Consider the following 24,302-nt stretch of genomic DNA (forward strand, 5'->3'; position numbering starts at 1 on the left):
CGGTCCCCGGCGATGACCCGACAAGAGTTCGGGTGCGAGGGTCGCGGGGGGAGCCAGTCCTCTTGGGAAACCATAACGCAGGAGATCACCGGCGACGGTGGCAGTGGGTCGCGCCGGTCGCTCGTGGCGATGCCGTGGCGCTGACGGGTGCTGGACACGTCGTTGGTTCTCTTCCGGGGGGCGGGTCAGAGGCACCCTGGCTCGTCGCATCACCCGGAGAACGACGAAGCTCCCCGCCCCGAGAAGGGGCAGGGAGCTTCGGGACCGGTCGGCACGTGGCCGGGCCGGGAGGACTCAGTGGAAGCTGTCCCCGCAGGCGCAGGATCCGGTGGCGTTGGGGTTGTCGATCGTGAAGCCTTGCTTCTCGATCGTGTCCACGAAGTCGATCGTGGCGCCCATCAGGTACGGAGCGCTCATCCGGTCGGTGACCACGTTGACCCCGCCGAAGTCGGCGACGATGTCCCCGTCCAGGCTGCGCTCGTCGAAGAACAGCTGGTAGCGCAGCCCCGAGCAGCCGCCGGGCTGCACCGCGATCCGCAGGGCCAGGTCGTCGCGGCCCTCACCCTCGAGCAGGGCCTTGACCTTGCCGGCCGCACCCTCGCTCAGGATGACTCCGTCCGAGACGGGGGTGGTGCTCTGGTCGATTGCCGTCATATCACTCTCCACAGGGGTGGGAACTCGCTGGTCTGGGGTGAGCCCACCCCCGAGGGCGGACATCATCCACCAGTCAGTCTAGACCGGTACCGCGAGGGTCGGAAGATCGTGTGGTGGGGGTCACCAGTGCCAGCTGCGCGCGACCCGCACGGCGGCCTGCGCGATCTCGTCGGCCGTCAGGTCGCCGCCGGTGGGGTGGTCCAGGCTCGAGACCCGGATCGGGTACGCGGCCTCGATCCCCATGGTCCGCATCTCCCGGGCGCCGATCAGGACCTCGCCGGCCACGATCACGCACGGCGCGAGGTGGTCGGCGGCGATCCGAGCCGCGGCCGCCACCACTCCCCCGCCCCGCGACGCGAAGTCGAACACACCGCATCCCGACACCACCAGATCCGGTCGGTGACCCGGATCGGCCAGCGCGAGGTCGGGCCCGGTGGCCAGACGTCCGCCGAGAGCGAGGACGACCCACCCCAGGCCCCCGCAGGCACCGGCGCCGGGAACCCCTGCCTGCCCGGGCGCCACCAGCTCGGTGAGGTGCTGCAGGGCCGAGTCCGCGGCCAGCAGCGGGGCCGGGTCCTCGCCTGCCGCCCGGCCGCGCCGGGACGTGATCCCGCGCAGGCCCAGCAGCTGGGCTTCCCGCTCGGGTGTCGGAACCACCCCGACCAGCTCGACACCGTCGAGCAGATCCCGGGCGGGGCCCAGATCCACCGCGGAGAGTCCGGCCAACCCGGCCACACCGAACGTCAGGTCGGCACCCGACGACCGTGCGCCGAGTCCGGCCAGCAGCCCCGCTCCGGCGTCGTGCACGTCGATCCCGGCGAGGTCGACGAGCAGGCGGCGGGGGCGCTGCTCGGTCAGGATCGTCGCCATGGCTCGGCCGAGGAGCGTCGAGCCGGACCCGTACGGGATCGGGCTGCCCTCCACGGCTGCACCGCCGACCCCGCTCACGGCCAGCACGGCGTCGGTCCCGTCGCACGCCCACTCGACCGGCAGGCCGTCCCAGACCGCGCGCTGCAGGGTGCCACCGCCACCATCGGCGGTGGCCTCGACGAACCCCCGACCCGCCTCACCCACCGGACGGAGCTCGGCGTCCGGCCAGCCCTCGGCCAGCGCACGCCCTGCCTCGGCCGAGGACAGGGCCCCCATCCGATCGGGACAGATCAGCACACGCACGGCAGGCATCCTGTCAGGCGGTGACGCAGCAGGAGTGTCGGTGGGCGGTGGCAGGTTCGCACCATGGACTGGACCACCTCTCTCGCTGATCAGATCGACTGGCACTGGCAGCACCAGGCACGGCCCCGCCTCGACGGGCTCACCGACCGGGAGTACCTCTGGGAGCCGGTGGCCGGCTGCTGGAGCATCCGGCCCCGCGCCGAGGCGGTGGCGATGCCGGTGGGCGCCGGGGACTTCGTCATCGACTTCGACCAGCCCGAACCCTCGCCGGCCCCCGTGACGACGATCGCCTGGCGACTCGGGCACGTGATCGTCGGCGTGCTGGGCGAGCGGAACGGGCGCTACTTCGGCGGTCCACCGGTGTCGTACCAGGAGTTCGACTACCCGATCTCGGCGGACCGGTCACTCGACCTGCTGGACGGGTACTACGCCCGGTGGATCACCGGCGTCCGCGCCCTCAGCCCGGAGGCACTCGTGGCCCCCTGCGGCGAGCCCGGTTTCGAGGCGTCGCCGATGGCCGACCTGGTGCTCCACATCCACCGCGAGCTGATCCACCACCTCGCGGAGATCGCCCTTCTCCGCGACCTCTGTCTGCGGGCCTGAGCCGACTCAGGCCAGCCCGTCCAGGGCGGTCTTCGACTCCGGGTCGAGCTCGATGTCGGCTACGGCGAGGTTCTCCTCCAGGTGGGCCAGAGACGAGGTGCCGGGGATCAACAACACGTTCGCTCCTCGGGTCAACGTCCAGGCCAGCACCGTCTGGGCCGGGGTGCGGCCGAGCCGCTCCGCGGCCGCCGCCACCTCGGGGTGGTTGAGCACCGGGTTCTTCGCCCGGAACGCGGAGCCGAGCGGGAAGTAGGGCACGAAGGCGATGCCGTAGTCCGCGCAGAGATCCAGCACCGGCTGCGACTCACGCTCCAGCAGGTTGTACGGGTTCTGCACGCACAGCACGTCGGTGCGCTGGAGGGCGTGCTCGAGGTGCTCGACGGTGATGGTGCTGAGACCGATGCCGGCGATGAGCCCGTCCGCCTGGGCCTTGATCATCGCCGTCAGCTGGTCGTCGAACTTCTGGTCCGGCCCGGGGCTGTCCATGATCCGCAGGTTGACCGCCGCCAGGCGCTCGGTCTGCAGGCTGCGGAGGTTGTCCTCGATCCCCTGGCGCAGCTCGTCGGGCGCGTCCCAGGGGATCCAGCCGCCCTTCTCGTCGCGCCGGGCCCCGACCTTGGAGACCAGGGCCAGGTTGTCGGCGTACGGGTGCAGTGCCTCGCGGATGAGCTCGTTGGAGACGTCGGGGCCGTAGTACTGGGCGGTGTCGATGTGGTTGACGCCCGCCTGCACCGCCCGCCGCAGCACGGCCAGAGCCTGGTCGCGGTCCTTCGGCGGACCCTTCACCCCGGGGCCGGGCAGCTGCATGGCGCCGAAGCCGACACGGGAGACCTCGTACGGGCCCAGGGGGAACAGTTCCATGATCACGACCCTAGTCGCGCCCGAAAAGCGGACCTCAGTTCGGGATGAGGCCCTCGTCGCTCTCGCTGAGCAGGGCACGCACCTCGTCGAGCGAGGCGTCCACGTCCGGCAGGATCAGGTCGGAGTCGGTGATCTCGTCGTCGGGCACCACGACCCCTACGGCACGCACCTGGTCGTGCAGCGACCGCAGCGCCTGGGCCAGCTGATCCTGGTCCCCGACCTTGACCGCGGCCTCGACCGCATCGTCGAGAGCGTTCAGCGCGTTCCGTGCGTCGCTCTCGATCCGCCACTGACCCTCACTGAGGATCCGGACGATCATCGCAGGTCCCCCTGGTTGGGCTGGGGGGCGGCGGGCGGCGGGGCGTACGTCTGGTTCTGCACCGGCTGCGCGACCGGAGGCTGGCCGGCCCCTTCGATGGCCTGCGGCGCGCTCGCCGGTCCGGCCCCGAGCTGCGCCTTCATCCGGCTCAGCTCGTCCTCGACCTCGGAGGTGGAGGCGAGCTGCTCGAGCTCGCGGGTGATGTCGTCCTTGGCCGTGCCGGTCGGGTCGTCCAGCGCACCGGACGCGAGCAGCTCGTCGATCGCGCCAGCTCGCGCCTGCATCTGCTGGGTCTTGTCCTCGGCCCGCTGGATGGCGAGGCCGACGTCGCCCATCTCCTCGCTGATCCCCGAGAACGCCTCGTTGATCCGGGTCTGGGCCTCGGCGGCGGAGTAGGTGGCCTTGATCGTCTCCTTGCGGGTGCGGAAGGAGTCCACCTTCGCCTGCAGCCGCTGGCTGGCCCGGGTGAGCTTCTCCTCCTCGCCCTGCAGCTGCGCGTGCTGGACCTGGAGGTCGCTCAGCTGCTGCTGGACACCGGACCGCCGCGTCAGGGCCTCGCGGGCGAGGTCCTCGCGGCCGACCTCGAGCGCCTTCTGCGCCTGCTCGGTCAGCTTCTCCACCTGCGTGTTGAGGCCGTTGGCCTGCAGCTCCACCCGCTTGCGGCTCGTCGCCACGTCGGCCACCCCACGGCGCACCTTCTGCAGCAGATCGAGCTGACGCTGGTAGGAGTAGTCGAGCGTCTCGCGCGGATCCTCGAACTTGTCCAGGGCCTTGTCCGTCTTGGCGCGGAAAATCAATGACATTCGCTGGAAGATGCCGGCCATCGTGTCCTCAACTGGTCCCTTCGGAGTCCCGGACCGTGCGCCCGGAGCGGTCGTGCACAGGCTTCTACCGTATCCCCGTCGCCGAAACCGCGACACCGAACCGGCCGCGAGATTCGAGATCGCGGGTATCCCCTGACAGAATCCAGGGACGACCACCCTCGTCACCCAGCCCGGTGGCCCATCCGGCCGGGGTGCTCAACGGACGCACCATCGAGAGGCAGCAGTGGCACTCTTCCGTCGGAACAAGTCGCAGGACCCGGAGTCGGAGCCCGACGACGGGCTGCCGACCACGATCGCCGAGTCCGGACGGAAGAAGAGCGGGCCCACGCCGTCGCGCCGGGAGGCCGAGGCCCTGCGCCGGCAGCGGGTGACGCGGCAGCTCTCCCCCAAGGAGGCCCGCAAGGAGAACGCGGCCAAGAACCGGGCGGAGCGGATGCGGAGCCTGAACGCCCGCGAGGCCACCCCGGAGAAGGCGCTGATGCGCGACTACATCGACGCCCGCTTCAGCGTCGGTGAGTTCCTTCTCCCGTCGCTGGTGATCATCCTCGCGCTCAGCTTCTTGAACTCGGTCTGGCCGGCCATGACGTTGTTCGCCACGATCACGATGTACGTCTACATCCTCGCCGTGCTGGCCGACGGCTTCATCATGTGGCGCGGGTTCAAGCGGGTGCTGGCCGAGCGGCTGCCGCGGGTGTCGCCGAAGGGTCTGCTGATGTACGGCATGAACCGGATGATCCAGATCCGCCGGTTCCGGATCCCCGCCCCGCGGATCAAGCGCGGAGATGCGTATTAGTCCTGTGCTGGTCGTCACTCGCTGTTCCGCTGCGGGCCGATTGGCGCTCCGCTGCGCGGTCGCTCGCGACGGGGCCGACTCGCTGCGCCCGTTCGGGGAGCCGGGCGCTTCGCTGCACGGCCGCTCGCGACGGGCTCGCTCGCTAGCGCTCGCTCGGTTCCTGTCGGTGCGGCTGAGTATGGTCTGACGTCGGGTCGGTGTCCTGCTGGCTCGACGACGACGTACGTAGGAGTGGAAGACGACGATGGAGTTCAGGTATCTCGGCAACAGCGGGCTGAAGGTCTCGGCGATCAGCTACGGCAACTGGGTCACCCACGGCTCCCAGGTCGAGGCCGAGAAGGCGGCCGTCTGCGTGCGGGCCGCCCTCGAGGCCGGCATCACGACCTTCGACACCGCCGACGTGTACGCCAACACCAAGGCGGAGGAGATCCTGGGGGACGCGCTCGACGGCCAGCGGCGCGAGAGCCTGGAGATCTTCACCAAGGTCTACTTCCCGACCGGTCCCAAGGGACCCAACGACACCGGGCTGTCCCGCAAGCACATCCACGAGTCCATCAACGGCTCGCTGAAGCGGCTGAAGACCGACTACGTCGATCTCTACCAGGCGCACCGGTACGACCACTTCACCCCGCTCGAGGAGACGATGGAGGCCTTCGCCGACGTCGTCCGCGCGGGCAAGGCCCTCTACATCGGGGTGAGCGAGTGGACCCCGGACCAGCTGCGCGCCGGTCACGCGCTGGCCCGCGAGCTGCGGATCCCCTTCGTGTCGAACCAGCCGCAGTACAGCGCGCTCTACCGGGTGATCGAGGCCGAGGTCGTGCCGACCAGCCGTGAGCTGGGCATCAGCCAGGTCGTCTTCTCCCCGATCGCCCAGGGCGTGCTGACCGGCAAGTACCAGCCGGGTCAGCCGGTGCCGGAAGGCTCTCGGGCGACCGACCCGAGCGGTTCGGCGTTCATCAAGAACCTGCTGACCGACGACACCTTGACCAGGGTCCAGAAGCTCCAGCCGCTGGCCGAGGCCGAAGGGCTGACCATGGCGCAGCTGGCCGTGGCCTGGGTGCTGCAGAACGACAACGTCGCCTCTGCCATCACCGGTGGCTCGCGTCCCGAGCAGATCACCGCCAACGTCGAGGCGGCCGGCAAGAAGCTGTCGGCCGAGACGCTCGCCGGCATCGACGACGCGCTCGGCGACGCTGTGCAGCGCGACGGGTCGGTCGTCGGCAAGGCCTCCCCGACCGAACGCCTCACCTGAGCCGGACGGGGACGACGATGGCGTGGCGCTGGGTGGGCGAACCACCGATCCCGGCCGATCTGGAGCAGCGGTGGCACAGTCAGGGCGATGCCGAGACCTGGCTCGGGGAGTTCTATCCCGAGCTGCGCGAGGCGGGGGTCAGGGCCGTTCGCCTCTACGAGGAGGACCGTCTCGTCTACGGTCCGATGTCACTCGACCCCAAGTGACCGACCCCGAGTGACCCGCCTGGCTCGGAGCCGTCCCGCGCAGGTCACCCCGGCCTGATCCGGCCCGACCGGGTCCAGGCCGGGTCGACCGCTGGGTCGTCCGATGGGGTCGTCCGAGACGGCTGCGACCGCGTGTCAGGGTGGCGATACGCTCCGGTCATGATCGAGAAGGCGCGTTCGTGACCGGGTCGCGAGTGGTGGCGGTCGGGCACTTCCAGCCGGAGCGGGTGGTCCCGAACTCCGAGCTGGAGACCATGGTGGAGACCAGCGACGAGTGGATCCAGCGGCGGGTCGGGATCAGGGAACGCCGGTGGGCCGGGCCTGACGAGACCGTCGACGTGATGGCGGAGAAGGCGGCGCTGGACACCCTGGCCAAGGCCGGGATGACCGCCGACCAGATCGACCTGGTCATCGTGGCCACCTGCAGCGCCCTGGACCGCTCCCCCAATATGGCCGCCCGGGTCGCGCACCGGCTGGGGATCCCCGGGGCCCCGGCCACCATGGACATCAACACGGCGTGCTCCGGCTTCCCGCACGCCGTCGCGATCGCGCAGCACGCGATCGCTGCCGGCGCCTCCACCACGGCCCTGGTGATCGGCGCGGAGAAGCTGACCGACGTCACCGACTTCACCGACCGCACGACCTGCGTGCTGACCGCGGACGGAGCCGGGGCGTTCCTCCTCACCGCCGACCCCGAGGAGCACATCTCCCCGGTGCTGTGGGGCTGTGTCCCCGAGCTCGGCGACGCCGTCAGGATCGAGCGCTCCGGTGGCGACAAGTTCGCCCAGAACGGGCGGGCCGTCTACCGCTGGACCACCTTCGAGCTGCCGCGGATCGCCCGCGAGGTCATCGACAAGGCGTCTCTGGCTCCCGAGGACCTGGCCGCGATCGTGCTGCACCAGGCCAACCTGCGCATCATCGAACCGCTCGCGGCCAAGATCGGGGCGGTGAACGCCGTGGTCGCCACCGACGTGACCGAGTCCGGGAACACGTCTGCCGCGTCGATCCCGCTCGCCCTGTCCAAGCTGCAGGAGAAGGCGCCGCTCCCCTCGGGAGCACCGGTGCTGCTCTTCGCCTTCGGGGGCGGGCTGGCGTACGCGGGTCAGATCATCCGGATGCCCTGAGCATGCCGACACCCGCCTACATCACCGAGCTGCGGGAGGTCTGGGGTCACCGACCGCTGCTGTTGCCGGGGGTCTCCGGTGTCGTGCTGCGGGGCGATCCCGGGCACGAGCAGATCCTGTTGGGGCAGCGGTCGGACAACGGCCGCTGGAGCCTGCCGGCCGGGATCGTCGAACCCGGTGAGCAGCCGGCGGACAGCCTCGCCCGAGAGCTCTGGGAGGAGACCCGGGTCAGGGTGGTCGTCGAAGGGCTGGTCAGCCTGATCGCCGATCCGGAGGTCACCTACCCGAACGGTGATCGCTGTCAGTACATCTCGATGACGTTCCGCTGCCGCTACGCCTCCGGACAGGCGGCGGTCGGTGACGACGAGTCGCTGGCGGTCGGCTGGTTCGACCTCGACGCCCTGCCCGCTGACCTCAGCGAGCGGGGGCGGCAACGGATCGCGGCGGCCCTGTCCGCCGATCAGGCCTGCGCCTTCCTCACCGCCGGCTGACCCTCAGCTCTCCGCAGCTGTGACCCGCCGATCGCGTCGGACGTCGGCGACGAAGAGGCCGGCGCCGAAGGCGGCCACCAGCAGTCCGACGCCGACGATCACCGGGGCGGCGTTGCGCGCGTCGGCGGCCCTGGCCTCATAGCTCTGCGCCGCGCTGCCGTCGGCCTTGGCGCAGCTCTGCCCGGGGCTCAGCTCCACCCCCCGACAGCTCACTGTGGGATCGGCCCCCAGGGTGAAGGGGTAGAGCGCCACCAGCAGGCCGGCCAGGGCGAGGAGCAGGTGGGACAGACGACGTCCGGTCATGGGCGCGTCACGGCTCGCGGACGCCCGGGGTGACGAACGGCGGCTTCACGATCGTGAACGCCTCGCGGCGCCGACGCACGTCGACCGCGACCTGTTCGCCCAGCACGAACCGGGGGTCCAGCAGGGCCAGCGCGATCCCGGTCTTCAACGTGGGCGAGAAGGTGCCGGAGGTGACCGAGCCGATCTCGTGACCCTCGTCGTCGCGGACCAGCATCCCCGGCCGGGGGATGCCGCGGCCCACGGCTCGAAGCCCCCACAGCAAGCGGTTCGGGGTGGCTTCCTTCTCCGCCCGCAGCGCGGCGTCGCCGAAGAAGGCGTCCTTCTTCCAGCCGACGGCCCAGCCCAGCCGGGCCTGCACCGGGGAGATGTCGGGCGAGATGTCCTGGCCGTGCAGCGGATAGCCCATCTCCGTCCGCAGGGTGTCCCGGGCCGCGAGCCCGGCGAGCTGGATCCCGTACGGCTCGCCGGCCGCGACCAACGCGTCCCAGACCAGCCCCGCCTGCTCGCTGGGCACCACCAGCTCGTAGCCGCGCTCGCCGGTGTAGCCGGTGCGGCAGACCGTCAGCGGGACGCCGTCCAGCTCGGCCCGGGCGAAGGACATGTAGGCGTGACCCGTCGGCAGCCCCGCGGCCTCCAGCACCTCGTCGCTGTGGGGACCCTGCACGGCGAAGACCGCGTACGCCTCGTGCCGGTTCTCGACCGCGACACCCTCCGGCGCGGCGGCGGCCAGCAGGCTCGCGACCTCCGCGCAGTTGGCGGCGTTGGGGATCAGCAGGACCTCGTCCGGCCCGGCGAGATAGGCGATGAGGTCGTCCACGACCCCGCCGTCGTCGTTGCAGAGGAGCGAGTACTGCGCCTGGCCCGGAGTGATCTTGCCCAGGTCGGCCGTCAGGCAGCGGTTGACGAAGTCGGCAGCCCCGGAGCCCGTGACCGCAATCTTGCCGAGGTGGCTGACGTCGAACAGACCGACAGCGGTCCGGACCGCGACGTGCTCGGCCAGGACGCCGGCTCCGGCGTACTCCAAGGGCATCGACCAGCCGCCGAACTCCGAGAACCTGGCGCCGGCCGCCTCGTGACGATCGTGGACCGGGGACCGCTTCGATCGGGGCGCCGCGGGGGCCGGGTCACCCGCCGGTGGCTCGGGCGGGCTCCCACCGGTCGGCGGGGAAGCAGCCGATGATGCGGTGGACACGCAGCCGAACCTACCCCACTACTGTGGGCTGGTCCCGAGTTCTGCCCCGGGGTGATCCGCCGAGTGAACCTGCGAGTGAAGGAGCCCCCGTGCCCGTCCCCAGCCTGCCGACCCTGACCGTCGCCCGGACGCCCGACAAGACCGCGACCGCGCTCGTCGTCGGCTACGGCGCCGCCGGCGTGGTCGGTGCGCCCAGCGGCCTGGACAAGGAGTACAGCAAGCGGCTCGGCCTGGAGCTCAGTGCCCTGGCCGCGAGCATCGGCGCCAAGACCGACGCCGGCCACACCCGGACGCTCCCCGCGGTCGGCGGTTGGCCCGTCGTCATCGTGGTCGGTCTGGGCGAGGAGTCACCGACGCCCGAGGATCTGCGGCAGGCAGCGGGCGCCGGGGTGAAGCAGGCGGCCAAGCAGACCGATGGTGGCGCTCACGTCGCCGTGGCGCTCGGGGCGGACGAGCCGGAGACGGTGCAGGCGGTGGCCGAGGGCGCGTTGCTGGGCAGCTACGGCTACCGCCCGAACGGCCAGGGGGACAAGCCCGCCGCCGTGGCCTCGGTCTCGGTGATCACGCCGCTGGCGGGGCGTCGGGTGAGCACGACAGAGGCGGTGACCAGCGCGGCGACGATCGCCCAGGCGGTGGCCGCGGCCCGGGAGTGGGTCAACATCCCGCCGAACCTGCTCTACCCCGCCTCGTTCGCCGAGGAGGCCAAGGCGTTCCTCCGGGACTCCAAGGTGGCCGTCGAGGTGCTCGACGACAAGGCACTCGCCAAGGGCGGCTACGGCGGCATCCTCGCCGTGGGGGGCGGCTCGTCCCGGCCGCCCCGGCTGGTCCGGCTGGCGTACTCCCCGCGGGGGGCGAAGCACCACCTGGCCCTGGTCGGCAAGGGCATCACCTTCGACTCCGGCGGCCTGAACCTCAAGCCCGGCGACAGCATGTACACGATGAAGTGCGACATGGCCGGTGCCGCCGCCGTCATCGCCGCAGTCCGGGCGATCGCCGACCTCGGTCTGCGGGTCAAGGTCACCGCGTACGCGTCCCTGGCGGAGAACCTGCCGTCCGACACCGCCTACCGGCCGTCGGACGTGCTCACCATGTACGGCGGCAAGACCGTGGAGAACGGCAACACCGACGCCGAGGGACGGCTGGTGATGGCCGACGCCATCGCCCGGGCCAGCGAGGACGCCCCCGACCTGATCGTGGACGTCGCCACCCTGACCGGCGCCGCCGTCGTCGCGCTCGGTGACCGGACCGCCGGGCTGATGGCGAGCGACGACGACACCGCCGACCGGGTGCTGGACGCGGCGGAGGCGGCCGGCGAGGACGTCTGGCAGCTACCGATCCCCAAGCACATCCGCCCGAAGCTCGACTCCAAGGTGGCCGACATCCGGTCCACCAGCGGCGAGCGCTCGGGTGGGGCACTGGTCGCGGCCGCGTTCCTGCGCGAGTTCGTCGGCGAGGGCGTCGCCTGGGCGCACGTGGACATCGCCGGCCCCGCCTGGACCGACGGCGGCGGGAGCGGCTACGTGTCGCCGGGAGGCACCGGCTTCGGGGTCCGCACCCTCGTCGCACTGGCCCGCTCGCTGGAGGACTGACTCTCTGGCGCTGCTCAGCGGCGTCGCCACTCAGCGCAGTGTTCCAGCGGAGGCCGGCGCGGCCGGGAGTGCAGGAGCGGATCGGCAGGGACGCGCTCTTCGTCCCGGGCTGATCCGCGACGAACGAGCGGCCCAGAGCGCCGGCGAGCAGCGCAGTGACTCAGCGCAGGTCGGGGTGCTTCTTGTTGCGGGTGTTGTAGTCCCGCATCCGCTGCGGGTAGCCGACCACGGCGGCGTCGTAGCCCGGGATCTGCAGGCTCTCGGCGAACTTGTGTCCCCATTCCGGTGACGGCACCACCCGGCGGGTCCACTCCCCGTCCCAGGCGACCAGCAGCAGCGTCGTCTGGGTGACCGACGTGCGCGGCTCGATGAACGCCTCGACCCCCCGGTGGCTGCTCGCGAACTCCTGCAGGTGCATCGTGATGGCGTCGTCGACCTTGCCCGAGCTCCTACCCGCACCGCCTCCCCGCCGCAGCTTCTGCGTGCCCCGTTTCCACCAGCCCATGACGCCAGTATGAAGGTGATGTCCTAGGCGCGCCCGGGAACGAGCGACCGACCAGGGAGCGCCGACCCAACGACGGCGACCCGCTGGCGGGCTGGTGCGCCCGCGGACGGCTTGCAGCACGGGCGCGGGCCTCCGAGGAGTGCGTCAGTGGTGGACGGGCGGTCGCCCGAGGTCGGCCAGGACCTCGGCGAGCTGGTCGACGGCCCAGTGCAGCTCGTCGGCGGTGACCACCAGCGGCGGGGCGAGGCGGATGGTCGAGCCGTGGGTGTCCTTGACCAGGATCCCCCGTGCCATCAGGCGCTCGCTGACCTCGCGACCGGTGCCCAGGGTGGGGTCGATGTCCACTCCGGCCCACAACCCGACGCACCGCACGTCCGTCACCCCGTGGCCGACCAGGGCGCGCAGCCGGTTCCCGAGCACGGCCCCGAGCTCGGTCGCCCGTCGCTGCCAGGATCCGTCGGCCAGCATCCGGACCACGCTCAGGCCGACGGCCGCCGCCAGCGGGTTGCCGCCGAAGGTGGAGCCGTGCTGGCCGGGATGCAGCACGCCGAGCACGTCGGCGTCGCCGACCACGGCCGACACGGGGACCACGCCACCACCCAGGGCCTTGCCCAGCAGGTACAGGTCGGGCTCCACGCCGACGTGCTCCGACGCGAAGGTCCTCCCGGTCCGTCCCAGTCCCGACTGGATCTCGTCGCAGATCAGCAGCATCCGGCGTCGGTCGCACAGCTCACGGAGTCCCGGCAGGTAGTCCGCCGGCGGGATCACCACCCCGCCCTCCCCCTGGATCGGCTCCACCAGCACCGCGACAGTGCTCGCGTCGCAGGCGGCCTCCACGGCGGCCACGTCGCCGTACGGGACGGTGCGGAAGCCGGGCGTGTAGGGACCGAAGCCCGCGCGGGCATCGGGATCGTCGGAGAACGAGATGATGGAGATCGTGCGCCCGTGGAAGTTGCCGGCGGCGACGATGATGGTCGGGTTCTCGATCCCCCGGACGTCGTGGCCCCACTTCCGGGCCACCTTCAGTCCGCTCTCCACCGCCTCGGCGCCGGTGTTCATCGGCAGCATCATGTCCTTGCCGGCCAGGGCGCACAGCTCGGCTGCGAACGTGCCGAGCTGGTCGGAGTGGAAGGCCCGGCTGACCAATGTGACCTTGTCCAGCTGCTCCTTGGCCGCCTGCACCACGGTCGGGTGACGATGCCCGAAGTTGACAGCTGAGTAGGCCGCCAGGCAGTCGAGATAGCGCCGACCCGTCACGTCGGTCACCCAGGCGCCCTCGGCCTCGGTGATGACGATGGGCAGCGGGTGGTAGTTGTGGGCGACGTGGGCGTCCTCGAGGGCGATCTCGTCGGCCGTGGGATCGGCGACACCGGTCTCGGCGGGCACGATCGCGGTCTCAGCGGGCACGGTCCCGGTCTCAGCGCTGCGGTCGGTCATGGTCGGGCTCATGCTCCCAGCTCCGGCCCGGACGCGCCGCCGGCGAGCGGGCGCCGCAGCTCGAGGGTGCAGCACTTGACGCCGCCCCCGCCCTTGAGCAGCTCCGACAGGTCCACCGGCAGCACCTCGAAGCCACGGGCGGTCAGCTGCGCGGCGAGAGCGGTCGCCCCCGGGGCCAGCACGACGTGCCGGCCGTCAGACACCGCGTTCAACCCCAGCACGGCAGCGTCGGCCGCCGTGGCGATGACGGCGTCCGGATACAGGGTGGCCAGCACCGCCTGGGCGACCGGGGAGAACGCCGCCGGGTAGTAGGCCACCGTGCGGTCGTCGAGCACGGCCAGGGCCGTGTCGAGGTGGTAGTACGCGGGGTCGACGAGTTCCAGGCTGACCACCTCCATCCCGGTCAGTCGAGCGACCTCGGCGTGGGCGGCGGGGGTGGTGCGGAACCCGGTCCCGGCCAGGATGGTGTCACCGACGACGAGGAAGTCGCCCTCCCCCTCGTTCACCTCCACGGGCTGGTGGACCGGACCCAGTCCGTGTGCCTCCAGCCAGCTCGCGTACGCCCCCGACTCGGCGGACCGCTGCGGGTAGGCGAACCGGGCCGCGATCGTCGCTCGGCGCGTCACCAGGGCGCCGTTGGCCGCGTACACCATGTCGGGGAGGCCGGGGACGGGTTCGAGCACGTCCACGCGGTGCCCGAGGCGGCAGTAGGTGTCGCCCAGCGTCTGCCACTGCCGCAGCGCGAGGTCGCGGTCGACCTCCACACCCGGGTGCATCCAGGGGTTGATCGCGTACTCCACGGCGAAGTGCCGCGGCGGCGTCATCAGGAAGTGGCGCGGCCGGGGCACGCGCTGCGTGCTGCCGGTGGGCGCGTAGGCGAGATGGGTCATGGGTGGGCTCCGATCGACGAGATCGAGGGACCGCGTCCCTCCGCCGGTCCTGGTGAGGCACGGTCCCCCTCAGCCTAGGAATCGCGATCGACGCAATCAATCGCCGGATCTTGCGACTTCACCCGCTGTTCCAGTGGTCTGTTCCGCTTGAGCATCGATCCGTTGCGCGACTAGGTTGGAACCCATGGACGTCGTGGACGAACGCATCCTGCACCACCTGGTCCGCAACGCGCGCGCGACCTTCGCCGACATCGGCGCCGAGGTGAATCTGTCGGCTCCGGCGGTGAAGCGACGAGTGGACCGGATGATCGCTGACGAGACGATCGCCGGGTTCACCACCATCGTCGACCCGGAGTCCCTCGGCTGGGGCACCGAGGCGTACGTGCAGGTCTACTGCAAGGGCACCGTCTCGCCGCAGGCGCTGTTCAACACCTGGGAGTCCATCCCCGAGGTGGTGAGCGCGTCGACCGTCACCGGCCAGGCGGACGCCATCCTGCGCGTCCGGGCGCGCAACGTCCGCGACCTGGAACGCGCCCTGGAGCGGATCCGCGGCGACGACACCATCGACCACACCGAGTCGATCATCGTGCTGTCCCGCCTGATCGAACGCGGCTAGCGCTTCACCACCGACGCCGGGATCGCGGCGCTAACTTTCTCCCATGACGGAACAGCCGGATCTGGTCGTCCTCGGCGGAGGCAGTGGCGGGTACGCCGCCGCCCTGCGCGCCGCCGAGCTGGGCCTTCAGGTGAGCCTGGTGGAGAAGGGCAAGCTGGGCGGTACCTGCCTGCACCGCGGGTGCATCCCGACCAAGGCGATCCTGCACGCCGCGGAGGTGGCCGACGCGGCCCGGCACGGCAGCCGGTTCGGCATCCACGCCACGCTCGACCGGATCGACGCGAAGGAGATCACCGCGTACGCGGACGCGGTCGTGACCCGGCTGTTCAAGGGCCTCACCGGACTGGTCTCGAGCCGCGGCATCACCGTCGTGCAGGGCGAGGGACGGCTGGAGTCGGTCGGCGGCACCATCGGCGTGCGGGTCGGCGGCGAGCTGATCACCGCGCCGGCCACCGTGCTGGCCAGCGGTTCAGCGTCCAGGACGCTGCCCGGCGTCTCCCCCGACGGCGTCCGGGTGCTGACCAGTGAGCACGCGCTCCGGCTGGAGACGCTGCCGCAGCGCGCGGTGGTGCTGGGCGGCGGCGTGATCGGGTCGGAGTTCGCGTCCGCGTGGACCTCGCTCGGGGTGGAGGTGACGATCGTGGAGGCACTCCCCCGGCTGCTCGCCGGCGAGGAGCCGGAGGTCTCGACGGCCGTCGAGCGGGCCTTCCGCAAGCGCGGTATGACCCTGCGCACCGGTGTCGGCGTCACCGAGGTCACGACCACCGACGACGGCGTACGGCTGCAGCTGGGTGACGGCTCCGAGGTCGTGGCCGACCTGGTGCTCGTCGCCGTCGGGCGCGGCCCGGTGAGCGACGGTCTCGGCTACGCCGAGGCCGGCGTGGCCCTGGACCGCGGGCTGGTGACGGTGGACGAACGGCTCCGCACCACCGTGGCCGGCGTGTACGCGGTGGGCGACCTGGTCGCCGGCCCGCAGCTCGCCCACCGCGGCTTCGCCCACGGGATCTTCGTGGCTGAGGAGATCGCCCATCGCGCCGGCCGGCTGGACTCCCCGCCGGTCCCGGTCCGTGACCAAGACCTGCCCCGGGTCACCTACAGCGATCCCGAGGTCGCGTCGGTGGGTCTGGGTGAGGCGGCGGCCCGGGAGGCGTACGGGGAGGTTCAGACCCTGGTCTACGACCTCGGCGGCAACGGCAAGTCCCAGATCCTGAAGACCCAGGGCTTCGTCAAGCTGATCCGCCGGGTGGACGGCCCGGTGGTGGGGGTGCACCTGGTCGGCTCACGGATCAGCGAGCTGATCGGTGAGGCGCAGCTGATCACCGGCTGGGACGCCTTCCCCGCCGACGTCGCCGGTCTGCTGCACGCCCACCCGACGCAGTCCGAGGCGCTCGGGGAGGCGCACCTCGCCCTGGCCGGCAAGCCGCTGCACGTGCACGGCTGACCCCGCCAGGCGGGCCGCAGCCGGGCGGGGCGCAGCCGGGCGGGGCGCCGCGGGTGCGCGCCGGGGCGTTCGGACACCCCGATGGACTCCCCGGCCCTGACCACTAGGGTGAGAGACACCGTTACGCTCAGGTCACACGCGACCAGCGTCTGACCCCCCGGTTCTGCGCCAGAAGGAGTCCCACCACCTCATGTCGACTTCCGTAACTCTCCCCGCACTCGGCGAAAGCGTCACCGAGGGCACCGTCACCCGGTGGCTGAAGCAGGTCGGTGATGCGGTGGAGGCCGACGAGCCGTTGCTCGAGGTCTCGACCGACAAGGTCGACACCGAGATCCCCTCGCCCGTGGCCGGTGTGCTGCTGGAGATCAAGGCCGCCGAGGACGAGACGGTCGAGGTCGGCGGCGAGCTGGCCGTCATCGGTGACGCCGACGAGGCGCCGGCCGGCGACTCCGGTGGCGGCGAGGCTCAGTCGGAGAACGAGCCCGATGCCGGTGAGCAGGCGGCACCGGTGTCGCAGGAGCAGCAGGAGACAGAGCCAGACCCCAGCTCGGATGCCGACGCCGGTCGCGCGGCCGACGCCAGTGCGAGCGGGCCGTCGGCCGGAACCGCCGGCGGCGGTGGCGGCGGGACCGAGGTCACGTTGCCGGCCCTGGGCGAGAGCGTCACCGAGGGCACCGTCAGCCGCTGGCTGAAGCAGGTGGGTGACACCGTCGAGGCCGACGAGGCGCTGCTGGAGATCTCGACCGACAAGGTGGACACCGAGATCCCCTCGCCGGTCGCCGGCACCATCCTGGAGATCCGGGTGGCCGAGGACGAGACCGTCGAGGTGGGGGCCGTGCTGGTCGTCATCGGTGACGGTTCACAGGCCGGTTCGGCTCCGGACAACGAGTCGCCGGACAACGAGACGGCCCAGGTGGACAGCGCTGACACGATCGAGGAGCAGACTGCCGCCGGCGACGAGGGCGGCCAGGCGCCGATCCCGGCTCAGCCGGGGGGCACGTCCGAGCCAGAGGCCAAGACGCCCGAGCCGGAGGCGACGTCCGAGCCCGCCAAGAGCGAGCCCACCAAGAGCGAGCCCACCAAGTCGGAGACCGCCAAGAGCGAGACGGCGGAGGGTGACCGCAGCTACGTCACCCCCCTGGTCCGGAAGCTGGCGGCCGAGCACTCCGTCGACCTGTCCTCGGTGACCGGCACCGGCGTCGGCGGTCGGATCCGAAAGCAGGACGTGCTGGCGGCGGCCGAGGAGGCCAAGAAGGCCGCCGAGGCACCGGCGCCGGCGGCCGCACCGGCCGCTGCGGCATCGGCTCCCGCCCCCGCGGCGAAGAAGCCGGCGGCCGAGCCGAGCAACCTGCGCGGGACGACGGAGAAGCTGTCCCGGCTGCGCAAGACCATCGCCAAGCGGATGGTGGAGTCGCTCCAGGTCTCGGCCCAGCTGACCGCGACCGTCGAGGTCGACCTCACCGCGATCTCCCGGATCCGAGCCAAGGCCAAGGACGACTTCAAGGCCCGCGAGGGTGCGAGCTTGTCGTACCTGCCCTTCATCACCAAGGCCGCCATCGAGGCGTTGAAGGTGTTCCCGAAGGTCAACGCGACCATCGACACCGAGGCCGGGGTGGTGACCTACCCCGACGCCGAGCACATCGGCATCGCGGTCGACACCGAGCGTGGCCTGCTGGTGCCGGTGATCAAGGACGCCGGCGACCTGAACCTCGCCGGGATCGCCAAGAAGATCGGCGACCTGGCCGCCCGCACCCGGCAGAGCAAGGTCGGGCCGGACGAGCTCAGCGGCGGCACCTTCACCATCACCAACTACGGTTCCGCCGGGACCCTGATGGACACCCCGATCATCAACCAGCCCCAGGTCGCCATCCTGGGCACCGGCGCGCTGGTCAAGCGGCCGGTGGTGATCAAGGACGCCAACCTCGGTGAGGTCATCGCGGTCCGCGACATGATGTACCTGTCCATGTCGTACGACCACCGCATCGTCGACGGCGCCGACGCGGCCCGCTTCCTCTCCCTGGTCAAGGCCCGGTTGGAAGAGGGCGACTTCGGCGCCGAGCTGGGGCTGTAGCCATCCGCTACCTGCTGGCCGGGGCGTCGGGCTTCCTGGGAACGGCCCTCCGGGTCCGGTTGGCGTCGGAGGGTCACGAGGTGGTCCGGCTCGTCCGTCGCGAGCCGGGCTCGGCCACCGAGTTCCGCTGGGACCCCGACGCCGGGACGCTGCACGACGCCGTCCTCGACGGCGTCGACGCCGTGGTCAACCTGTGCGGGGTCGGTATCGCCGATCGCCCGCTCACGACCAAGCGCAAGGAGATCGTCCGGTCCTCCCGGATCAACCCGACGCGCACGCTGACCGGCGCCCTGACCGCCCGGCTCGAGCGGACGGGGTCGGCTCCGGTGCTGCTGCAGGCCAGCGCCACCGGCTACTACCCGTCCGAGGGATCCGATCAGCCGCTGACCGAGTCCGCGCCGGCGGGAGCCAGCTGGATCTCCGGGTTGGTGGCGGAGTGGGAGCGTACGGCTCAGCCCGCCGCCGACGCCGGTGTCCGGGTGGTGCTGTTGCGCACCAGTCCGGTGATCGACTCCAGCGGTGGGCTGTTCCCGGTGATGAGGAGAGCGTGGTCACTGGGCGCCGGGGCGGTGCTCGGCGACGGCACCCAGCACATGCCGCTGATCCAGCTCGGCGACTACCTCCGCTTCGTGCTCTGGGCCGCGGAGCACCACGAAGCCTCGGGGCCGTACAACCTGACGCTTCCCACACCGACCACCAACGCCGAGTTCACCGACGAGCTCGCCGGCCAGCTCCGCCGGCCGCGCTTCCTCAAGGCGCCGAAGGCGGTGCTGTCGGCGGTCCTCGGCGACTTCGCGGAGCAGCTCCTCGGGGACGTCTGGCTCCTGCCCCAGCAGGCGACCGACCAGGGCTTCACGTTCCAGGCACCGGACGTCGCGACGGCCATCGCGCACTCTCTGCGCGACTGACCGCTCCACTCCTCGAACCGGCCCGCATCGTCGGCACCTCACGTGTGCTCACCCCGCCACACAGCTGCACCCTTCACCCGTCGCTGCACCCGCTCCCCGCCCGTACACCCGCTATAGCCGGTGCACGAGCCGCAAGAAGGTGCACCAACGCGGAAAGGGTGCACGAACGTGCGACACAGCGCACCGGCCTGGACGCACACTTTCCATCCACGGGTGGAAAGTGTGCGTCCCACGTCGGCCGAAGGCCGGAGTACTCGTCCGTGGACGGATATTGCCGCCCACCCCCCACCCCGCCCGCGGCCTAGACTCCGGTCATGAACCTCGACTTCCTCTACCCCGGTCCTCTCGGGACGCGCGAGGTCGACTACCTCGCCGCCTGGGAGTCGCAGCGCCAGATCCACGCGGAGGTCAAAGCCGGCGAGCGACCGAACACGGTGCTGCTGCTGGAGCACGCCAGCGTCTACACCGCCGGCAAGCGGACCGAGCCGCAGGAGCGGCCGCTGGACGGCACCCCGGTGGTCGACGTCGACCGGGGCGGCAAGATCACCTGGCACGGTCCGGGCCAGCTGGTCGGCTACCCGATCGTGAAGCTCCCCGAGGCCGTCTACGTCGTCGACTACGTCCGCCGGCTGGAGGAGGCACTGATCGACCTGTGCGCGGATTACGGCCTCCACGCGGCCGCCCGCGTCGCCGGTCGCTCCGGCGTCTGGCTGCCCGCCGACGGTGACAAGCCCGAGCGGAAGATCGCGGCCATCGGGGTCCGGGTCGCGGCCGGGGTGACGATGCACGGGTTCGCCCTCAACGTCGACCCCGACCTGCGGGCCTTCGACGCGATCATCCCGTGCGGCATCACCGACGCGGGCGTCACCTCGCTGGCGGCCGAGACCGGTGAGTCCCCCGGGCTGCCCGAGGTCGCGCACCTGCTCCGTCCGCACCTGGAGCGGTACCTGTCCTTCCTGCCGTATGAGCAGTCGGCCCCGCTCAGCCAGGCGCCGACGCAGGACAAGCCGACGGTCACCTACGGGCTGGCCGTCGCCTGACCTGAGCGCCCTCACCGCCCGGCGGCCTCGAACCGCCGGGGCGGTGCGCTCTCGTCCCGGGTCGGAGCGGGTCGCAGCCCGACGGGGACACCGGACTCTGGCAGGCTCTGGCCATCAACCAGCGGTCGGAGTCGACCGAGGTCAGGGGGTGACGTGTCCGAGCCGACGACAGCGTGGGCGCTGCGCACCGCAGGCCTGCACAAGACGTACCCGGGCCGTCGCGTTCCCGTCCCTGCGGTCGACCGACTCGACCTCAACGTGCCGGCCGGTGGGGTGCACGGCTTCCTCGGGCCGAACGGATCCGGCAAGACCACCACCATCCGGATGGTGCTCGGTCTGATCCGGGCCGACGCCGGCCGGATCGAGATCTTCGGCACCGAGGTGCCCCGGCACCTGCCCGAGGTGGTCAACCGGGTCGGGGCCATCGTCGAGCAGCCCAAGTTCTTCCCCGCCTTCACCGCCCGCCGCAACCTCGAGCTCCTGGCCACCGGGATCGGGGTGCCCGACGAGCGCGTCGGGGCCGTGCTGGAGGAGGTCGGACTCGCCCAACGATCCCGGGATCGCTACAAGACGTACTCACTGGGGATGAAGCAGCGGCTGGCGATCGCAGCGACGCTGCTGAAGGACCCGGATCTGCTGATCTTCGACGAGCCCACCAACGGCCTCGACCCCGCCGGCATCCACGCGATCCGGCAGACGATGCGGCACCTGACGCAGCAGGGGAAGACCGTCCTCGTCTCCAGCCACATCCTGGCCGAGGTGCAGCAGGTCGCCGACACGGTGTCGATCATCGGCCGCGGACGGCTGCTCGCCGAGGGACGGGTGGACGACATCCTCGCGGGTGCCGCGCACGGGGTCCGGGTCCGGGTGCCCGACCCACCCGCCGCTCATCGCCTCCTGACCGAAGCCGGTTTCGGCTGCGTCACCGCCGCCGACGGCGCGATGAACGTCTCCACGGCGCCGGACGGCTCACCGGTCGACCCCGGCGGCCTCAACCGCTTCCTCGCCGAGCGCGGTGTGTACGCGTCCGAGCTGAGTCGTGACCTGGCCAACCTCGAACAGGTCTTCCTGCAGCTCACCGCCGCCGACACCCTGGGCACGGTTCCCCCCGCTCCGCCGGCCACACACCCTCCGGTTCTGCGCCAGCCACCCCCCGCGGGGGCAGACGTCCCGCCGCCCGACGGATCGGGGCGACGATGAGGAACGCGCTGCGAGCCGAGGCCCGCCGGCTGCTGAGCCGGCGGCTCACGGTGGTGGCCCTGCTGGTGCTGTTCGGGATGGTCGCGCTGTTCCAGCTCGAGGTGAACTCCCAGATCACGCCGCCGTCGGCCGCCGAGGTCGCCCAGACCCAGGCCGAGTACGACCAGTACCAGCGCGACTGGGAGGCCAACCACGAGACGTGGGAAGCAGAGTGCCTCGACTCCGGCGGCGCTCCCGACGAGTGCGCGGTGCCGCCACCGGAACCCGCGGACTGGGGGCTCGGCCCGACCTCGTTCCGCGAGGTGGTGTCCGGCGCGGTGAGCTTCGCCGTCTACCTGACCGGGTTGGTGCTCTTCGTGGCCCTCGCCTCGTTCATCGGTGCGGAGGCGACCACGGGGTCCCTGGCGAACTGGCTGACCTTCATCCCCGACCGGCGCGTCGTGCTGACCAGCAAGCTCGCCGTCGCCGCCGTGTTCGCCGTCCTCGTGGGAGTGGCGGCCACCGGACTGACGGTAGCCGCGTCCTCGGTGCTGGCCCTGGTGCACCGACAGCCACTGACCGGGCTCGAGCAGCTGGTGGCGATGGCCGGGCGGGGAGTGGTGGTGGTGGCGGTCCTGGGCGTCCTCGGCTTCTGCGTCGGGATGCTCACCGGCTCCACCGGCGCCAGCATCGGGGTGCTGCTCGGCGGTCTCTTCCTCACCTACGTCCGACTCATCCTCTCGGTCACCGCCCGCTGGGCCGAGCACCTCGCACCGTGGAGCCCGGAGGTGAATCTCACCGCGATCGTGCACGCCGGGACCACCTACCCGGTCAGCGCCGGACCGGGCACCGATCCGGACTCCGCCACCGTCGCGGAGCGGTCGCTGAGCCTGGCCCACGGCCTCGGCTACTGGGCGGTCCTGCTCGTTGCCGTCATCGTGGTGACGTGGCTGGTCTTCCGGCGGCGCGACGTGTCCTGAAGGAGGCCGTCCGGCGTCCGCCCCGTTCCGCTCCTGAGCCGGCCGGGCGCTCAGCGAGTAGGCTGAGCCGGTGACCGTCGCCCCCGAAGGACGCAAGATGCTCCGCCTCGAAGTGCGCAACGCCAGCGTGCCGATCGAGAAGAAGCCGTCCTGGATCAAGACCACCGCACGGATGGGTCCGCAGTACACCGAGTTCCGGCAGCTGGTGAAGAACGAGGACCTGCACACCGTCTGCCAGGAAGCCGGCTGCCCCAACATCTTCGAGTGCTGGGAGGACCGCGAGGCCACCTTCCTCATCGGCGGTGACCAGTGCACCCGGCGGTGCGACTTCTGCCAGATCGACACCGGCAAGCCCGCCGACTTCGACGCCGGCGAACCGCTCCGCGTCGCCGAGTCGGTGCAGAAGATGGGTCTGCGCTACGCCACTGTCACCGGGGTCTGCCGCGACGACCTCCCCGACGAGGGCGCCTGGTTGTACGCCGAGACCATCCGCAAGATCCACGAGCTCAACCCCGGCACCGGCGTGGAGATGCTCGCCCCCGACTTCTCGGGCAACCCCGACTACCTGCAGCAGCTGTTCGACACCCGGCCCGAGGTGTTCGCCCACAACGTGGAGACAGTGCCGCGCATCTTCAAGCGGATCCGGCCCGGTTTCCGGTACGAGCGGTCACTGGACGTGCTGCGCGCCTCCCGGGCCGCCGGCCTGGTCACGAAGTCCAACCTGATCCTGGGCATGGGCGAGACCCGCGAGGAGGTGTCGGAGGCACTGCGCGATCTGCACGGGGCCGGCACCGAGATCATCACCATCACCCAGTACCTCCGGCCCTCGCCCCGTCACCACCCGGTCGAGCGCTGGGTCAAGCCCGAGGAGTTCGTCGAGCTGCAGGCCGAGGCGACCGAGATCGGGTTCGCCGGTGCGCTGAGCGGTCCCCTGGTCCGCTCCTCCTACCGGGCCGGGCGCCTCTACCGGCAGGCCATGGAGTCCCGTGAGGATCTCGTACCATCGGCTGTCACCGGCTGAGTCGCGACGTCGACACCACAGATCCACCAGATGATCCCCGAGGGAGTACGGCATGGCTGACCAAGCCGGTAAGGAAGCCAAAGCGCAGCTGAAGGCCGCGAAGCAGGCCGAGAAGGCGCGCCGCAAGGCCAGTACCGACCCGGCCGACATGGGCCGGATGCGGCAGATCAAGCGTGCCTACAGCCTCACCCACGAGTACGACAAGCAGCTGCCGCTGTGGGTGTTCGGCCCCTGGGTCGCCGTCTTCGTGATCGCCCTGGTGATCGGCTTCGCCGTCGGCCACCCGATCTACGCGGGCATCCTGGGTCTGACCCTGGGCATGCTGGCGGCGATGATCTTCTTGGTCCGGCGGACCAAGAAGGCGACCTACAAGCGGTACGCCGGTCAGGCCGGCTCCGCCGAGGTCGCGTTGTCGATGCTGCCCAAGGCCTGGGTGTCGAAGCCGGTGATCGCCGTGACCCGGCAGCAGGACGCGATCCACCGCACCCTCGGCCCGGGCGGGCTGGTGCTGATCGGCGAGGGCGAGCCCGGCCGCCTCAAGGCGCTGCTCGCCGGCGAGGTGCGCAAGCACGAGCGGGTGGCGTACGGCGTGAAGGTGACGACCATCGTGATGGGCAGCAAGGAAGGTCAGGTCCCGCTGGACAAGCTGGCCGACCACATCAAGAAGCTGCCGAAGACCCTGGAGTCCAACCAGGTGACCGACATCCGCCAGCGGTTGCGTGCCCTGGACGCCGTCCGCCCGCAGATCCCGATGCCCAAGGGACCGATGCCGACCAGCTCACGCCAGGTCAAGGGCTCCCGTCAGGCGATGCGCGGCAGATAATCCTCAC

At 71.3% G+C, this 24,302-nt stretch carries 26 protein-coding genes; 16 read left to right on the forward strand and 10 right to left on the reverse strand.

All coding sequences use genetic code 11. From position 1 onward, the window contains the following. Window positions 1-294: 294 nt before the first annotated feature. Together ABD714_RS14950 and ABD714_RS14955 are read right to left on the reverse strand one after the other, a co-directional pair. Window positions 295-654 carry a HesB/IscA family protein gene (locus tag ABD714_RS14950; protein WP_344813179.1) on the reverse strand — a complete coding sequence of 120 codons (360 nt, stop codon included), beginning with the start codon at window positions 652-654 and terminating at the stop codon, window positions 295-297. A gap of 120 nt (window positions 655-774) precedes the next feature. Beyond that, the gene (locus tag ABD714_RS14955; protein ID WP_344813180.1) at window positions 775-1,827 is read right to left on the reverse strand and encodes a glycerate kinase; all 1,053 of its coding nucleotides are present in this window, start codon (window positions 1,825-1,827) and stop codon (window positions 775-777) included. A gap of 63 nt (window positions 1,828-1,890) precedes the next feature. On the opposite strand from ABD714_RS14955, the gene ABD714_RS14960 reads away from it, so the two are divergent. Further along, window positions 1,891-2,430: a DinB family protein gene (locus ABD714_RS14960; RefSeq protein ID WP_344813181.1), complete on the forward strand. Its 540-nt coding sequence runs from the start codon at window positions 1,891-1,893 to the stop codon at window positions 2,428-2,430. 6 nt (window positions 2,431-2,436) lie between these two features. Here the strand turns inward: ABD714_RS14960 and ABD714_RS14965 are convergent, their stop codons facing one another. From ABD714_RS14965 to ABD714_RS14975, 3 genes are read right to left on the reverse strand one after another with little or no spacing between them, the layout of a single operon-like run. Continuing rightward, window positions 2,437-3,291 carry an oxidoreductase gene (locus tag ABD714_RS14965; protein WP_344813182.1) on the reverse strand — a complete coding sequence of 285 codons (855 nt, stop codon included), beginning with the start codon at window positions 3,289-3,291 and terminating at the stop codon, window positions 2,437-2,439. Window positions 3,292-3,325: 34 nt separating this feature from the next. Next, on the reverse strand, window positions 3,326-3,610 hold the full coding sequence (gene pspAA / locus ABD714_RS14970; RefSeq protein ID WP_344813183.1) for a PspA-associated protein PspAA: 285 nt from the start codon (window positions 3,608-3,610) through the stop codon (window positions 3,326-3,328). Then, window positions 3,607-4,434, reverse strand: a complete 828-nt coding sequence (locus ABD714_RS14975; protein WP_344813184.1) for a PspA/IM30 family protein — start codon at window positions 4,432-4,434, stop codon at window positions 3,607-3,609. Before ABD714_RS14975 ends, pspAA begins: the two co-directional genes overlap by 4 nt. 223 nt (window positions 4,435-4,657) lie before the next feature. Here ABD714_RS14975 and ABD714_RS14980 point away from each other — a divergent pair, with 223 nt between their 5' ends. The 5 genes from ABD714_RS14980 (at window position 4,658) to ABD714_RS15000 (ending at window position 8,300) form a co-directional block, all read left to right on the forward strand. After that, a complete protein-coding gene (locus tag ABD714_RS14980; RefSeq protein WP_344813185.1) occupies window positions 4,658-5,227 on the forward strand; it encodes a DUF3043 domain-containing protein in 570 nt (189 codons plus the stop codon). A gap of 244 nt (window positions 5,228-5,471) precedes the next feature. Then, window positions 5,472-6,479 (forward strand): aldo/keto reductase family protein, encoded by a 1,008-nt coding sequence (locus tag ABD714_RS14985; protein WP_344813186.1) that lies wholly within the window; start codon window positions 5,472-5,474, stop codon window positions 6,477-6,479. A gap of 32 nt (window positions 6,480-6,511) precedes the next feature. Beyond that, entirely contained in the window at window positions 6,512-6,685 is a 174-nt protein-coding gene (locus ABD714_RS14990; RefSeq protein ID WP_344813187.1) for a hypothetical protein, read from the forward strand. A gap of 179 nt (window positions 6,686-6,864) precedes the next feature. Continuing rightward, on the forward strand, window positions 6,865-7,809 hold the full coding sequence (locus ABD714_RS14995) for a beta-ketoacyl-ACP synthase III (protein ID WP_344813188.1): 945 nt from the start codon (window positions 6,865-6,867) through the stop codon (window positions 7,807-7,809). Window positions 7,810-7,811: 2 nt separating this feature from the next. After that, entirely contained in the window at window positions 7,812-8,300 is a 489-nt protein-coding gene (locus tag ABD714_RS15000) for an NUDIX hydrolase (RefSeq protein ID WP_344813189.1), read from the forward strand. Window positions 8,301-8,303: 3 nt separating this feature from the next. Here ABD714_RS15000 and ABD714_RS15005 read toward each other — a convergent pair whose 3' ends face one another. Together ABD714_RS15005 and gcvT are read right to left on the reverse strand one after the other, a co-directional pair. Beyond that, window positions 8,304-8,603 carry a hypothetical protein gene (locus tag ABD714_RS15005; protein ID WP_344813190.1) on the reverse strand — a complete coding sequence of 100 codons (300 nt, stop codon included), beginning with the start codon at window positions 8,601-8,603 and terminating at the stop codon, window positions 8,304-8,306. A gap of 7 nt (window positions 8,604-8,610) precedes the next feature. After that, on the reverse strand, window positions 8,611-9,795 hold the full coding sequence (gcvT, locus tag ABD714_RS15010; RefSeq protein ID WP_344813191.1) for a glycine cleavage system aminomethyltransferase GcvT: 1,185 nt from the start codon (window positions 9,793-9,795) through the stop codon (window positions 8,611-8,613). 89 nt (window positions 9,796-9,884) lie between these two features. On the opposite strand from gcvT, the gene ABD714_RS15015 reads away from it, so the two are divergent. Further along, window positions 9,885-11,384 (forward strand): leucyl aminopeptidase, encoded by a 1,500-nt coding sequence (locus ABD714_RS15015; protein WP_344813192.1) that lies wholly within the window; start codon window positions 9,885-9,887, stop codon window positions 11,382-11,384. A gap of 160 nt (window positions 11,385-11,544) precedes the next feature. On the opposite strand, the gene ABD714_RS15020 is transcribed toward ABD714_RS15015, so the two are convergent. The 3 genes from ABD714_RS15020 to ddaH form a co-directional block, all read right to left on the reverse strand. Then, entirely contained in the window at window positions 11,545-11,889 is a 345-nt protein-coding gene (locus ABD714_RS15020; RefSeq protein ID WP_344813193.1) for a hypothetical protein, read from the reverse strand. Window positions 11,890-12,033: 144 nt separating this feature from the next. Further along, window positions 12,034-13,326, reverse strand: coding sequence for an ornithine--oxo-acid transaminase (gene rocD, locus ABD714_RS15025; RefSeq protein WP_344813194.1), 1,293 nt, complete (start codon window positions 13,324-13,326; stop codon window positions 12,034-12,036). An 8-nt stretch (window positions 13,327-13,334) separates the two neighbouring features. Then, window positions 13,335-14,216 (reverse strand): dimethylargininase, encoded by an 882-nt coding sequence (gene ddaH / locus ABD714_RS15030; RefSeq protein ID WP_344813195.1) that lies wholly within the window; start codon window positions 14,214-14,216, stop codon window positions 13,335-13,337. A gap of 184 nt (window positions 14,217-14,400) precedes the next feature. Here ddaH and ABD714_RS15035 point away from each other — a divergent pair, with 184 nt between their 5' ends. The 9 genes from ABD714_RS15035 (at window position 14,401) to ABD714_RS15075 (ending at window position 24,295) form a co-directional block, all read left to right on the forward strand. Next, window positions 14,401-14,832 carry an Lrp/AsnC family transcriptional regulator gene (locus tag ABD714_RS15035; RefSeq protein WP_344813196.1) on the forward strand — a complete coding sequence of 144 codons (432 nt, stop codon included), beginning with the start codon at window positions 14,401-14,403 and terminating at the stop codon, window positions 14,830-14,832. A gap of 43 nt (window positions 14,833-14,875) precedes the next feature. Then, window positions 14,876-16,273, forward strand: coding sequence for a dihydrolipoyl dehydrogenase (gene lpdA, locus ABD714_RS15040; RefSeq protein WP_344813197.1), 1,398 nt, complete (start codon window positions 14,876-14,878; stop codon window positions 16,271-16,273). A 190-nt stretch (window positions 16,274-16,463) separates the two neighbouring features. Then, a complete protein-coding gene (gene sucB, locus ABD714_RS15045) occupies window positions 16,464-18,344 on the forward strand; it encodes a 2-oxoglutarate dehydrogenase, E2 component, dihydrolipoamide succinyltransferase (protein WP_344813198.1) in 1,881 nt (626 codons plus the stop codon). A gap of 14 nt (window positions 18,345-18,358) precedes the next feature. Further along, window positions 18,359-19,252, forward strand: a complete 894-nt coding sequence (locus ABD714_RS15050; protein WP_344813586.1) for a TIGR01777 family oxidoreductase — start codon at window positions 18,359-18,361, stop codon at window positions 19,250-19,252. Window positions 19,253-19,566: 314 nt separating this feature from the next. After that, entirely contained in the window at window positions 19,567-20,292 is a 726-nt protein-coding gene (gene lipB / locus ABD714_RS15055) for a lipoyl(octanoyl) transferase LipB (RefSeq protein WP_344813199.1), read from the forward strand. A 153-nt stretch (window positions 20,293-20,445) separates the two neighbouring features. After that, window positions 20,446-21,492, forward strand: coding sequence for an ABC transporter ATP-binding protein (locus tag ABD714_RS15060; RefSeq protein WP_344813200.1), 1,047 nt, complete (start codon window positions 20,446-20,448; stop codon window positions 21,490-21,492). Beyond that, a complete protein-coding gene (locus ABD714_RS15065) occupies window positions 21,489-22,451 on the forward strand; it encodes an ABC transporter permease subunit (RefSeq protein ID WP_344813201.1) in 963 nt (320 codons plus the stop codon). The genes ABD714_RS15060 and ABD714_RS15065 overlap by 4 nt, the downstream gene beginning before the upstream one ends. A gap of 97 nt (window positions 22,452-22,548) precedes the next feature. Beyond that, window positions 22,549-23,472, forward strand: coding sequence for a lipoyl synthase (gene lipA / locus ABD714_RS15070; protein ID WP_344813587.1), 924 nt, complete (start codon window positions 22,549-22,551; stop codon window positions 23,470-23,472). A gap of 52 nt (window positions 23,473-23,524) precedes the next feature. Continuing rightward, window positions 23,525-24,295, forward strand: coding sequence for a DUF4191 domain-containing protein (locus tag ABD714_RS15075; protein ID WP_344813202.1), 771 nt, complete (start codon window positions 23,525-23,527; stop codon window positions 24,293-24,295). Window positions 24,296-24,302 lie beyond the last annotated feature (7 nt).

The sequence above is a fragment of the Microlunatus aurantiacus genome (assembly GCF_039536605.1).
GTDB lineage: Bacteria > Actinomycetota > Actinomycetes > Propionibacteriales > Propionibacteriaceae > Microlunatus > Microlunatus aurantiacus.